An 11,930-nucleotide genomic window follows, 5' to 3' on the forward strand; every position below is an offset into this window, starting at 1 on the left:
TTATTCCTTGATGCCACCGCGCGCCATGGCGCGGGCAACGGTGTACGACCAGAAGAGCAGGCCAGCGCCAGCGACGATGAAGCCGGCAGGAAGGTAGATCATCCCCGCGCCGACGGTGATCGAAAGCAGGCCGATGATGCCCGCGACGAGGGTCGCCCAGTCGATGAAGCTCATATGCAAACGCCCTCGTCGTAAATTGATGTGGTCTGATTTGGGACTGGGTCCAGTGCCATCAGTGAGACGGCGTTGAAGAGCGCCATCAGCGGGTCAATCTTCGCGATGCCCGATGCCTGTTTGGTAATAAGGAGCGCGTTTCCGCGCGGCTCGACTTTTGCATTGCCCACGCACCAGTTCATCAGAGGCTGTCCGCCGTGCAGAAGCACGCCTTCCGCCAGCTTTCGCTCTGTGACGCTGATGGGACCGACAAGTTTCCAGCCCTGCGGGACGCCGAAACACATGGCTTCTTCAATGCCGGCGTCAATCAGAGCTTGGAACATCACCTTGTGCGTCTTTTCAGGATCCAGGCCGACCGATGCTAGCAAACCGGACTCGTTGATCTGCTTGACGACAGCGGCCACTGCGGCGACGTCACCGGGCAATTGCTCGATAATGATTAGATCGCCCTGCTCCTTAAAATCCTCGTACCGGCTCTCTTCGCTCTTGCGCCGGTCAAGTGCGATCGGGTGTGCCCAGGCGCGCGTCCAAACCAGCCACTTTCGGGTTGCCCGCTCGCGCCCGACCACAGCCACGCCCAATAAGTCGTCCAGGCCGCCGCCGTCGATGCCGACGGTGATCACTTCGCATCGCTCTAGCAGCTGATCGAGCGTCAAGCCCGGCACTTTCGCCTGTTGCTCCCAGAAGTCCGCGCCAGCCCAGCGATCTGAGCGCAGATTCAACCCGATCTCGACATTCAAGTGCTTGGCGAGGAACTGCTGGAACTTGCCGTCCGTCCGATGCTGCATCTTGCGCAGCTGATCTTCCAGCCATTCGGCGCTGACGGAGCGTCCGATGTTCGGATTGGTGATGTAGTAGGTCGAAGAGTCGAGGTAGGCCTTAGCCTTCACCATCGCCGCCGGGTATTCGTAGAGAACGCCCAGCGATTTCTGATCGTAAATCTTTCCGTCTCGTACATCGCGGAAATAGTTCAGCTTGTCTTTGTAGACGCCGGCAGGAGGCTCGTCGCTCTGGGTGGTCAGGTAGATGACCCACCCCTCATCGCGCGATACTTGGCCACCCAGCGCTTCCATGAACATTGCCTCAGCGTTGCCGCGCTTGCCGAACAGCCAGTGCTCATCAACCAACACCTTTCCGGACTTTTTGCCGGACACGGTGTCAGTGTCAGCTGCTACGACCTTCAAAGAGGCGCGCGATACGCGATGCGTGATTGTCCGAACATGGTCCTGGACGTGAAACAGCGCTAGCAGCTCGTCGTCGGCGCGAACCATCGCGGCGGCCGGCTTGAAGCTGTTGTCGGCAACTTCCTTAGTCGGCGCCAGAATGAGGTGCTCTTCTTCGTCGCGCCAGCACAGGATCACTGCAGTTAGCATGATGCCGGCCGCGATTGTCGACTTAGTATTCTTTTTACTGATAAGCAGGTAGTACTCGCGGATCATCTGCTTGCCAGTTTCGGCGTCGTAGCCACCGAAGATAGCGGCGACGAAGTCAAACACCCATTGCTCACTGCATTCGCCGAACGTCGGCTTGCCAGGCAAGTCAGTCACCTTCAATTCTTTGAAGATGGCCAGCGCCTGCTCAGCCTGTTGCGGGAATATCGGCGGAGGAATGATCGACAGCTTGGCCTTTATCCTGTCTTCCCAATCCGGACAGGCGGTAGACCATTCCATATTGTCGTCCTTACTTCACTGCCTTGAGCTGGGGCGGGGCCGCCGCCGCGAAGCGGCTGGCCACCTTCTTGGCGTCTTCGTTTTTCTGATCTTTTTTCCCGCCCTCACCCAGCTTCTGGTGCTTGAACGGCATCAGTGCTTTGGCGACATCAGCGCGGATGCGGATATCAGCGGCCGGCTCGTTCATCAGATTGGTGAGGAATTCCATCGGGTCTGTGGTCGATGGGATGTCGACCAAGTCGTCAGCCTGCGGTGGTGGCGTGGGGGCGTTAGCGCCGCCTCCGACGCCAGTGGCGCCAGTGCCACGCCGCTGATCGAGGTAGGCTTTAACATCCGGGTCTTTAACATTTCTGGACCCGGCTGCTGATGCCGTTTTTTCACTGAAGCCGGCACGAATTGCCGCTTCCTTATTCGAGAACCCGGCCAAAACGGCATCGGCGAAGGCTCGCTTTTTGCCTGTTAAAGCCATTAACAATTTCCTCCAGGGGGATTTTTTTCTGCGCGTGAGAAGCTAGTCGGTGTCCGGGCCCGAGGCGTTGTAGACTTACAACACCCCCTCCCCTTGCCGGCCATCGTCAGCCTCGCGACCGCTCCGCAGCCTCACGAGCCGTCTTGGCGTCATGGCACGGAACGCACAACACTTCCTTGTTCGATTCGTCGTCACTGCCGCCCTTCCAGAGCGGGATAATGTGGTCGACCGGGCCACCGATGGTGGCGCGACCTTTGCGCTTGCACTCCTGACACAAGCCGCAGTCGCGCGCTCGGATGCGGTCACGATCACGCACGCCAGCCGACCCGCGCTTGCGCTCGACTGTCTCAGGTCGCTGCGTCGGCAGCATGGTGACTCTGCTTGCCGCAGGCCGAAGTTGGGTTCGTAGCTGTTGCAGCTTCACGAGGATTCAAACTTGATTCCGCGATCAACGATCCAGTCGATCAAGCGATTAGCGATCCACGAAAGCAGGAGCGCACCAGTCAGTGCCGGGCGAGTCCACCAAGCCACTCGGGCGCGCAAAGTAAGATTGACGGTCGCCATCAGGTGACCTTCCATGGCTCGTGTGCATGCTCGATGCCTGGCTCACGGGGCGCCGTTGGCCCCGCGAACAGCGCGCGGATAACCTGCTTCACGTTGGCAGGGACTTGACGGGCGGCCTCGACGATGCTGGTGCTTGGACCGCCATGGCCTTTGGCGCGCAGGATCGTTTGGGCTTCTTCGCACGCCGCCAGGTGTTCAGCGAATTGGTTCAGACGATGGAGGTCAGCGGCCTTGGCCGGATGCGCGCCAGGCCCGAGCACGGCGCGCAGGATCTCGGCGCGATAGATGCGTGCGATGTCGTTCATACTGCACCTTCTGTTGTCAGGCGGATGGCCCATGCACGGGCGCGCTGCACCGTATAGCGCAGCCATGCCAATTCGTCTTCGATGCTCATGGAGTGACACGCATTGACGCGTTTCCCAGGGCTTCGATTGCGTCAGCAATGCCCACTCCGATCTTCTGCAGCGCACCCAGCGCAGCCACTTGCTGATAGAGCAGGTCAGCTTGGTCATGCTGCAACTCGACCGAGGTAGGCGCGAGGGCGAGAGAGTGCGCCGTGAAGCCGTTCGGGATCACAACCACTGCAGTATCGGCCGGAAGCTGGCGCGCTATCTCAGCGCGCACCTGATCGACTTGCCCACTCGTGAGTGGGTGAGGCGCGGTTACGATCAAGGCGGAGGCATTGCTCTTCATGATGGCCATAGGCACCTCGGAAAAGAAAAAGCCGCCCGGCGCATGGATGCGAGGGGCGGCGAAGATCCTGCAGGGGCAGGACCGGAGACACGGGAGCGGACGGCGGGGCTCTCACCCGCGACTATATAGTCGGCGATATACGCGCGACTATGCAGCTGCGTCCACATTGATCAGTTGGCCCGTGCGTGGGCCAGGCGGCGAGTCTCAGAGCTATCTGCTAGGTAGGCCGCAAATGCAAAAGGCCCACCGGGATGGCGGGCCTTTTCGCTAGACGAGCGCCGGCTGTATTGCGGGCCGGGTACTCGACTGCCTCGGGTGACGTTGGCGCCTAAGCGCACATTACGTGGATCGAGGGATATGTGAAGAAACGTAGTTTACGCCCGGTTCGCGTAGTTTGCAACACTGTTGCACTACAACTCAATACGCGCTGCAACACCTAGGACGATGTCATCAACGGCCGCACCCAAGTACATGCGACGATTCATCGTGATGTGGATGTCCGATGGTGTCGCACCAGTGACGTTTCTGAATTCGGCTACTGCCTGGACGGTAGCGAGCAAGATCGCGCTCTCCATCTTCTCGCGTGCAGCGCGGATGCTATCGGCCGCGTTCATGCCGCTTGCCTCATCTTAGCGGACGCCCTCGCGCTGTGCGCCTGGTACAGCCCTTGTAACTCCGACACCATGTCCTTGACGCGCTCAATCTCCAGCGCACCACCTTGGATCGGCTCACGGCCAGTGCCGGCGCAGTCGGCGCAGACCCGGCTTGCCACTACCTTTGTCCCATTGCACGACGAGCACTCGCCGCCCAGCCAGTGCGCCAGGCTGACGCGCGCGATCTTGGCGTATATGGCATACGCGGCCTTGATGTCCCACTCAGCCTTGATGTTCATCCATTTGCGTTCGAAGCCCTTGCGCGCCACCTCCCCCGTCCACACGCGCAGCAACACGCCCAGGTCACGGGCGCTGCTCTCGATTACCTGACGCGGCACGCCAGCGATGCTAGCTCGCAGCAGCATGGTGCCGAACAACGCGCCCGATCCGCCAGACAGATCAGCAAGCGCTGCGGCGACAAGTGGCTCGGTTTGGTGGTGCTGATCGTCATCCTGCAAATTGGATGTATTCAGTGCATTGAGGTAGCGTTCAGCAAACATGGGTTCTCCTTCGTAACGGCAAAGAGATTACCAGTGGAAAGAAAATAATGTAGATGCCCGACATTTTCAAAATCGCAATTTGTATCCTATTTGCATCACATGGGTGCGACCCGAATGCACAATAGACTGGCCAGTCACGGCCTATTCACCGGTGCCGCAAGCGGTGGTTCAGTTCAGCAGAATGCCAACAGACATGACACAATTGCTAAGTTGACCGAACCCCATTGCCACTCAGATTGCAGGAATATATTTAATGGAATCACTTACTCCAACTCAACTAATGAACGAACTTGACAGAGCATCGACGGCTGTCCAGGAAGCGTTGCCCCTGATTATCCAGAGACATAGATCGTCTGGAATTTTGACGTGGGCGCTCTTGCATCAAATCGAGCGGGAGGTACTGGAAGATGTCGAAGCAGATGGGGAGCATGATCCGCAGGTTCTACGCATGCTGCGCTCGATCCCGGCCTTGGGCTATCCAAATGACGATAGGCCGGCATCCTTTGAGGGTCACGGAGTGATCTCGAGCGCATTTTCAATGATCTTCAAGGCATGGCAGCACGTACACTGAAATCGAAGGCCTGTGGCTAGAACTCTTCAATATGCCAGCCCCCGCCCTCCTTCTTCGGCTTCACGCGTACTGCAACGAAACGCATAGGATAAAGGTCAGCGGCAATCTTGATCTTCGCTCGCGCATCGTCCTGCCAGAAGCCCTTAACCTCGTGCATCTCAAGCGCGCCGTCTGACAGCATTACCGCGAAGTCCGGGGTATAGAAGGTGTTGTCGGCCAGCCGCAACTTCATCCCCTCAAACTTGAACCAGGCAACTTCGCCCGCGTGGCGACGCCCGTCGAGCGTCGCCGCATAGGCAGCCTCTGTCTTGTTCATAGTACCGACCTTGAGCCGGCCCAGCGCCTGGAGCGCGCGCTGAGCAGTCATTGGCGCGCCTCGATCGACGAAGCCACGGCGCTGGCCAGCTTATACAACCGTGCGTTGAACCAACGGCGCACCGCGTACGACCGCACCACGCTAATCACCGAGTAGATCATCCCCAACACAAAGTTGGCGCCGGGCGTGATGTGGAAGCCAAATAGCGGGAAGATAAACATATTGGCCGTGAAGTTGATCCCGAAACCGATCACTACGTTGATGATTGCCTCGATGAAGGAGCCGAGTCGAGTTTGCGTCATGTCGGCATCCCGGTGAAGTTGATGGTGTAGTGAACCGGGTTGCGGTCGGCGTATCGGTCGATGATGTCGGCAGCGCCAGCGTTCAAGGCCGGGTAGAACGGCATCGCGCGCGGTGGGCGGTCGTCCGTGAACTTCCCCTGCATCATGGCGTCGCGCAGCACCACCAGCGACGTGATGGCCTTGGATACGTGCGACATGCCCGAATCTGGGTCGAGATCTTCGCCCTCCCACCACGCCATCAGGTGCCGCATCACTCCGTCGTAGTAGACGGACCCGCGCACGCCTACCACCCGGTAATTGTGCCGGCCGTACTTGCTGGCGCCCTCCAGCATCGCCACGCCGATCTCGGCCAGCACTGTTGCCGGCACCGTCGACATCGGCGCCTTGCGCGCGCCGACCAGGTCTTTCGGGTTGCTCGGCTTTTCGCCCTCGGCGTGGTTGAGGGAAAGCGTCTCGTGCGAATCGATCATTTCATCCTTTCATTGCGGTTTGGACTTGCAACTGTTCTTGTTTGGCCTGGCGCCGCTCGACCCAGCGCTCGCGCAACGCCATGTCCTTCGCTCGAATGAACAACACGCATGCACGGTCATTCTAGGCAGCGAACGGCCCGTGCGATGGACTGTCATCCTCGTGGCCCAGGCAGTACCCCTGCCCTTGCTTGAGCTTGTCGGGGTAGCCCTCTGTCTTGAGGCGGTCACAGCGCGCGCATATCTCGGCGTCGTCACGCATGCCCTGCCACCCGCAGGGCAGTTCGGCCACTCTGCAACTGCTGGCTGAAGCCATCGATCAGCGGCGCACCCGGCGCCAGCCCGCCTGCGATGACCTGGCGCGCCACCTCGGGATTGCCGACCAGGCGCACGCATGGCTTGGCCAATCCTTCGGCGGTGTTGTGCGTGCTTGCGGTACCGAGGAAGTAGCGCGGATACGCGGGTGCGGTGCCGGCGATCTTGAAGCCGCGATACCGAGTGACGAACTCCTTTCCCACGAACGGCCATTTCTCATCGTCGTGCTGGCACATCCTGACCCATCCCCCCATGTCGGCCAGCACGCGGTGCACAATCGGATCATCGAATGCGACGTCGGCCCAGATGCCAATCTGCCGCACGGCTCCGTCGACCTTCGACCAGGCTAGCTGCGCTTGATCTTCTGTTCGGCCCTGCAGCACACGCGTTACGTCGGCGATCTTCGGCATGAACTGGCCGCTGTCCGGGTTCTGGGTGTGCGCCCAGAGCGCGCGCTCAACAGCTTCGATGTCGTACTGGCGCAGGCCTTCCCAATACAGGCCGATCGTGCCGGTCGATAGCTCCTTGCCGTAGTAGTCGGCGATGCCGGTCAGGGTAGTGAGGAATTTCGGGCGGTCTTTAGGCTGCATCGCTATGCTCCTCCAGCCAACGCGCGGCGTTCTGCGCCGTTGCGGCGCCAGCCTTACCCAAGCTCGGTACGGTGCGCAGGCCCGGCGAGGTGCGCTCGCGCTGCAGCGCCAGCCGATCCCACTTTTCCCTAAGCTTCTTCGGGCACAGGATGTTCAGACACCAGAACGAGTCGGAATGTGCCCATTGGAACAACTCGCAGATTTCCCGGAGCGTGCGGCCGTCGCGCTCGCGCATCAAGCGCACGTCGTTTGCCCAGGTCGAGAAACTCGGCTCGCGCGCTGCCGGCGCAGTCTGCCGAACGACCCCGAACAGCCAATACGCGCACTTCTCATCGTCGGGCGAAGCTTCGCGCGGCTCGCGCGCGGCTCGCGCCTTTGCCGGTGCCGACGAGCGCTCAGCCTCGTCAAGCAGGGCCATCAGCGTCGCGGCGTCAATCGTAACTACCGGCATGGTCTTTGCCATCTGGCGGAGAGATGCGCGATCAAGCATGCGACACCTCCCCCTGGCGACGCGACACTTGGTGCTTCGCCCACTCGCCAGCGACCCATGTCACGCCTTTCGGCGTGAAGCGTGCCGAGTTAAACGCATGTCCGCTGTCTGCTGTACCGGCCTTCACGCAGAAGCGGCCCGCGTCGATGTGCTGTGCGTGCGGCGTGAGCTCGGTGCCGAGCCGATACAGGATCTTCTGGTCGATCAGGAATTCCCGGAACAGATTCTCCTTCGCGCCTAGCAGCTTGGCCACCTGGCGGAACCCCTTCGTGCCGGTCGAGTCGGCGTAGCGCTCGACGAACTCGACGGCCGGCGCTGCAGCGGCAAGCTGGGCGGCCTGGGCGTCAATGACATCCTGCTGCTCGGCCGCCAGACGCAACGCCGCGGCGAACGATTGCGGCACCGCTAGCGCCGGCGCCCGCGCTTCCAGCTCCTGCCAGCGGTCTACTAGGCGCGCGGTGAACTCTGGCGACAACTGCGCCACGACCACGTAAGAGTCGCGCTTGCCGATCCGGTACTGGCCAATGGTGCGCGGGCCCGGGCCGTCGTTCGTGACTTCCTCATTTTGAGGGAGTGTGATCGCGCCGCGCGCCGCCAGCGTTTCAATTGTCCGCAGCACGTTGTCGTGCCGCTTCTCCACCAGGTCGGCGATCTCGCGGCTCGACATCGTCACGTCGTTGCCACCGGTGGTCTGTAAATTCAGCATGCTTCCCATGATGTTTCCTTTCTATCCGTTGGCGCCGCGTCAGGCGGCTTCTCTGTACACGTGGCCCTCGTCGACGCGCTGGAACACCAGCTGCAGCGCAGCGATGGTTTCGGCGCGCGTGGCGACTTCCAACTGGGCGTCGTGGATCGTGAGTACGGTTTCGATATCGCGCATGGCATCGCCGTCGAGCCGGAAGTTGCCGCTCTTGGCGCTGCGCACCTTGGCGCGGAAGGCACCCTCAAGCGCACGGTTGATCGCCGCCTCGTGCTCTGCGCCGATATCAGCCTCGGCCATGGCCATGGCGATGTTCAGCGCGGTGACGACGCACGACCATGCCTCTTCCGTCGCAGCGCCGGTACGCAGCTGCTCGAGACTAAGCCAGTAAGCCAGGCCCAGGTCGGCCAGCTGATCCTCGGCGAGCGGTGCGGCGTCCTGGCCGCGCGCGACACAACGAGCGATCACAGTCAGGCCGCCGACCAGTGCCGCCTGACGCGGCCAATACTTCTTATTTCGACGATCTCGCTTCTTGCTCATGCTAGGATGCCTTTCAGATAACTCAACGAGGTGCTTCCATGGCTGCTGCAGACGCAATCCGAAACTTCCAAGAATTGACGATCGGGGATTTCGTCAACTTTGAGGTTTTGCACGATGGGATATGGAAGCCGGCACGAATTGCCTATTCCGCGCTTCAACCCTGGGGCATGGATGAGCTTTCCGCCCGCCAAGTCTTCGACTCCAATCTCGACCGGATCGCCGCCGTCGCTCAAAAGCTGGCCAATACCACTCCCGTCGGCGAAACCATTAAGCTCGCGTCGTACGACTTCTAGAAGCTTCATGCTGCCTCCCGTGCCGGTTGGTCAGCGTCGACCGCCTCGAAGTCGAACAACGTCGGCATGCTGACCTCGCGCTCCATTGCGCGGCAGTAGTGAACCTGGTCGGCGAAGTACGCCGGGTTCAGTTCCGAGCCGGCGCCGTGGCGACCCAGCTTCATGGCGCGCACCGGGACCGTGCCCAGGCCACAGAACGGGTCGTACACGACGTCGCCCGGGTTGCTGTAGCGGTTAATCAGGCGGTCAACGATATCGATCTGGAACGGGCAGACATGCTTCTCGACGGCGCGCGCCGACTGGTCGCCGTTCAGGGTACGCATGCGCACGATGTCGTGCCACACCATCGGATCAGCGCTGCCCGGCGCCAGGCTGAGGTAGTCGGCCGGCAGCGAACGGTTCGCCAGCATGGCCTCGCCCACCTTCACGTGGTATTCGTAGTCGTAGACGTTGGTCATCGACAGCTGGGTGAACATCTTGGCCAGCTTGGCCGGACCGTAGCTGGCCAGCTCCTCGGCGGCCAGCAGCCGGTCGCCGCTTGAGCGCCAGAATGCGTGGGCGTCGACCTGCCAGCGCGCGACGCTGTACCCGGTACCCGGGACAGGCGGCAGCTTACGGTCGAAGGCTACCTGCTCCCCGTCATCGGTCTGGCACAGCGGCTTGAACTTGGTCACCGGGATGTCGGCATAGCCGCGACTGCGGTCGCTCTGCGGTTTGTGGAACAGTAGGATGTACTCCGGCGAGCCGACGCCCATCTTCGTGCCGTCCTTGCACACCTCGGAATAGCCCAGCCGGTAGGTCTGATTATTCTCGCGCACGACGTCCGTAACCACGGTGATCATGCCCAAGTAGTCAAAGCCGTGGTTCATGCCGTGGAACAGCGCCTCCGCATGGAACGGGCTCACCGTCGGGATGCCGGCGCCGGTCACGTTGCCGAAGTTGATCCGGTCCTTCACGTGACAGGCATAGATGCGGCCCGGCTGCAGGATCCGGAGCAGCTGCGGCGTCAGGAAATCCATCTGCTCCCAGAAGTGGTTGTTGTCCTGGGTGTGACCGAAGTCGTTGTAGCTCGGCGTGTACTCGTAGTGGTTCGCGAACGGGACGCTCGTGACGATCAGTCCGACCGAGTTCTCCGGCTGTTCGAGCGCTTCCAGCACGCAATCGTTGTTGGCCACGCTGAACCGGTCACCGGACACGACGTGACGCTCGACGCCGATCGTGCGCGCCAGGCTGTCCTGCATCGACAGCTGGTCCAGCCCGTAGGTACGAATGATCTCGCCCATCGTGTCCTGCATCTCATCGTGCCGGCGCCACTTTTCCTGCAGCTCGGCCAGAACGGCGCGCTCCACCTCGGTGTGGATGATGTCGATCCGGACCGGATGCGTCTGCTGGAAGCGCTGGATGCGGTGAATCGCCTGGATGAAGTCGTTGAACTTGAAGCCGATGCCGGCGAAGATCGCCCGGTGGCAGTGCACTTGGAAGTTGCAGCCCGAGCCGGCGATGATCGGCTTGGTCGACAGGATCGGGAATTTGCCGTCGCTGAAGTCCGCAATGCGCTGCTCGCGCTCATCCAGATCCTGCGTACCCCACACGCTCACAGCGCCGGGCAGCGCAGCCTGGATGGAGTGACGCTCATCCTCGAGGTCGTGCCAGATGACGAAGTGGTCGTCCGGATCCGCCGCGACGATCTCACCGACCTTGACGACACGCGCAGCCATGCTCTGCCGCTTCTCGCCGGCGGCGGCCGACAAGCCCATGGCCACGTTCGGGATCAGCAGGCCTTGGCCGTTCCGCTCGGCGCCGGCGGCATCGTAGTCGCTCGGCACTTCGTGATACTGCACCTCGAGCAGCGGCAGGTCGTAGCCTTCGTCCGAATGGCCCAGATCGCTCGGGCGCCGGATGAAGCACGCCCAGCTGGCCACCCACAGCCAGAACTCGGTTTCCTTGTGCGGGTACAGGGTCAGGTTGCCGGCCTTTTCGCTGTCGCGCTGGAAGAAGCGGGTCAGCGCCTGACCAGTGTCCATCACGCCCAGGAAGCCCGCGTAGTGGATCAATTCCTTGAAGCGGTTCGGGCTCGGCGTAGCCGTGTAGACGAACTTGAACTCGACCTGGTCGAACAGTGGCAGGAACTCCTGATAGGTCTTGCTGCCGTAGCTGCGCAAGATGCTCGCCTCGTCAAGCGAAGCGGCGCCAAAGCGGGTGACGTCGATCTTCCCATCGCGCACGCTCTCGTAATTCGTCATGTAGACCGTGTCGATACCGTCGATCTCTGCATCAGTGCGGATAAAGCGCAGGTCGACCGCGCAGTCACCGGTGAAGCGCTTCGCCACCTCACGGGTGAACTCCTGGCGCACGCCCAGCGGAAGGACGATCAGACGCAGGCACGGCCGGTGGATTCCGATCTGGCGCATCACCTCGAGGTTCGTGCTGGTCTTGTGCAGGCCAAACGAGGCGAAGACCGCGCGCTGGCCACCCTGCAGCGCCCAGCGCACGATATCGCGGGTGTGCGGCTTGAGGCCTGGATTGATCTGATCAACGGGAACGTCGAAGCCCTTACGCTGTGCCAGCTTGATCTTGGCGCGAAGGAAGTCGTTGTAATCGCTTAAAATATTGGCAGACATAA

General features: G+C 61.3%; 18 protein-coding genes. 2 read left to right on the plus strand and 16 right to left on the minus strand.

The genetic code is table 11. From position 1 onward, the window contains the following. The 8 genes from RCH14_RS02035 to RCH14_RS02070 form a co-directional block, all read right to left on the minus strand. Positions 1-174, minus strand: a complete 174-nt coding sequence (locus RCH14_RS02035) for a hypothetical protein (RefSeq protein WP_343024491.1) — start codon at positions 172-174, stop codon at positions 1-3. Continuing rightward, on the minus strand, positions 171-1,844 hold the full coding sequence (locus RCH14_RS02040; RefSeq protein ID WP_343024492.1) for a terminase large subunit: 1,674 nt from the start codon (positions 1,842-1,844) through the stop codon (positions 171-173). The genes RCH14_RS02035 and RCH14_RS02040 overlap by 4 nt, the downstream gene beginning before the upstream one ends. Before the next feature lie 10 nt (positions 1,845-1,854). Continuing rightward, positions 1,855-2,313: a terminase small subunit gene (locus RCH14_RS02045; RefSeq protein WP_343024493.1), complete on the minus strand. Its 459-nt coding sequence runs from the start codon at positions 2,311-2,313 to the stop codon at positions 1,855-1,857. A 106-nt stretch (positions 2,314-2,419) separates the two neighbouring features. Continuing rightward, the gene (locus RCH14_RS02050) at positions 2,420-2,683 is read right to left on the minus strand and encodes an HNH endonuclease signature motif containing protein (protein WP_343024494.1); all 264 of its coding nucleotides are present in this window, start codon (positions 2,681-2,683) and stop codon (positions 2,420-2,422) included. A 193-nt stretch (positions 2,684-2,876) separates the two neighbouring features. Beyond that, entirely contained in the window at positions 2,877-3,182 is a 306-nt protein-coding gene (locus RCH14_RS02055; protein ID WP_343024495.1) for a hypothetical protein, read from the minus strand. Positions 3,183-3,267: 85 nt separating this feature from the next. Further along, positions 3,268-3,579 carry a hypothetical protein gene (locus tag RCH14_RS02060; protein ID WP_343024496.1) on the minus strand — a complete coding sequence of 104 codons (312 nt, stop codon included), beginning with the start codon at positions 3,577-3,579 and terminating at the stop codon, positions 3,268-3,270. 401 nt (positions 3,580-3,980) lie between these two features. Then, the gene (locus RCH14_RS02065; protein WP_343024497.1) at positions 3,981-4,184 is read right to left on the minus strand and encodes a hypothetical protein; all 204 of its coding nucleotides are present in this window, start codon (positions 4,182-4,184) and stop codon (positions 3,981-3,983) included. Next, positions 4,181-4,723, minus strand: a complete 543-nt coding sequence (locus RCH14_RS02070; RefSeq protein WP_343024498.1) for a hypothetical protein — start codon at positions 4,721-4,723, stop codon at positions 4,181-4,183. Before RCH14_RS02070 ends, RCH14_RS02065 begins: the two co-directional genes overlap by 4 nt. A 253-nt stretch (positions 4,724-4,976) precedes the next feature. On the opposite strand from RCH14_RS02070, the gene RCH14_RS02075 reads away from it, so the two are divergent. Continuing rightward, complete coding sequence (locus tag RCH14_RS02075; RefSeq protein WP_343024499.1) at positions 4,977-5,294, plus strand: DUF2471 family protein; 318 nt, start codon at positions 4,977-4,979, stop codon at positions 5,292-5,294. 16 nt (positions 5,295-5,310) lie between these two features. Here the strand turns inward: RCH14_RS02075 and RCH14_RS02080 are convergent, their stop codons facing one another. From RCH14_RS02080 to RCH14_RS02110, 7 genes are all read right to left on the minus strand, one after another. Beyond that, positions 5,311-5,661 (minus strand): DUF1064 domain-containing protein, encoded by a 351-nt coding sequence (locus RCH14_RS02080; protein ID WP_343024500.1) that lies wholly within the window; start codon positions 5,659-5,661, stop codon positions 5,311-5,313. Continuing rightward, positions 5,658-5,912 carry a hypothetical protein gene (locus tag RCH14_RS02085; RefSeq protein ID WP_343024501.1) on the minus strand — a complete coding sequence of 85 codons (255 nt, stop codon included), beginning with the start codon at positions 5,910-5,912 and terminating at the stop codon, positions 5,658-5,660. The genes RCH14_RS02080 and RCH14_RS02085 overlap by 4 nt, the downstream gene beginning before the upstream one ends. Beyond that, complete coding sequence (locus RCH14_RS02090) at positions 5,909-6,382, minus strand: dATP/dGTP diphosphohydrolase domain-containing protein (protein WP_343024502.1); 474 nt, start codon at positions 6,380-6,382, stop codon at positions 5,909-5,911. Before RCH14_RS02090 ends, RCH14_RS02085 begins: the two co-directional genes overlap by 4 nt. Positions 6,383-6,633: 251 nt before the next feature. Further along, positions 6,634-7,284: a DUF6475 domain-containing protein gene (locus RCH14_RS02095; protein ID WP_343024503.1), complete on the minus strand. Its 651-nt coding sequence runs from the start codon at positions 7,282-7,284 to the stop codon at positions 6,634-6,636. After that, the gene (locus RCH14_RS02100) at positions 7,274-7,774 is read right to left on the minus strand and encodes a hypothetical protein (RefSeq protein WP_343024504.1); all 501 of its coding nucleotides are present in this window, start codon (positions 7,772-7,774) and stop codon (positions 7,274-7,276) included. Before RCH14_RS02100 ends, RCH14_RS02095 begins: the two co-directional genes overlap by 11 nt. Beyond that, positions 7,767-8,489 carry a phage antirepressor KilAC domain-containing protein gene (locus tag RCH14_RS02105; RefSeq protein WP_343024505.1) on the minus strand — a complete coding sequence of 241 codons (723 nt, stop codon included), beginning with the start codon at positions 8,487-8,489 and terminating at the stop codon, positions 7,767-7,769. The genes RCH14_RS02100 and RCH14_RS02105 overlap by 8 nt, the downstream gene beginning before the upstream one ends. Before the next feature lie 30 nt (positions 8,490-8,519). Next, positions 8,520-9,014, minus strand: coding sequence for a hypothetical protein (locus tag RCH14_RS02110; protein ID WP_343024506.1), 495 nt, complete (start codon positions 9,012-9,014; stop codon positions 8,520-8,522). Positions 9,015-9,052: 38 nt separating this feature from the next. Here RCH14_RS02110 and RCH14_RS02115 point away from each other — a divergent pair, with 38 nt between their 5' ends. Continuing rightward, positions 9,053-9,307, plus strand: coding sequence for a hypothetical protein (locus RCH14_RS02115; protein WP_343024507.1), 255 nt, complete (start codon positions 9,053-9,055; stop codon positions 9,305-9,307). Between the two features lie 5 nt (positions 9,308-9,312). Here RCH14_RS02115 and RCH14_RS02120 read toward each other — a convergent pair whose 3' ends face one another. After that, complete coding sequence (locus RCH14_RS02120; protein ID WP_343024508.1) at positions 9,313-11,928, minus strand: DNA methyltransferase; 2,616 nt, start codon at positions 11,926-11,928, stop codon at positions 9,313-9,315. Positions 11,929-11,930: the final 2 nt, after the last annotated feature.

The organism is Massilia sp. MP_M2, assembly GCF_039123635.1.
Taxonomy (GTDB): Bacteria; Pseudomonadota; Gammaproteobacteria; order Burkholderiales; family Burkholderiaceae_D; genus Telluria.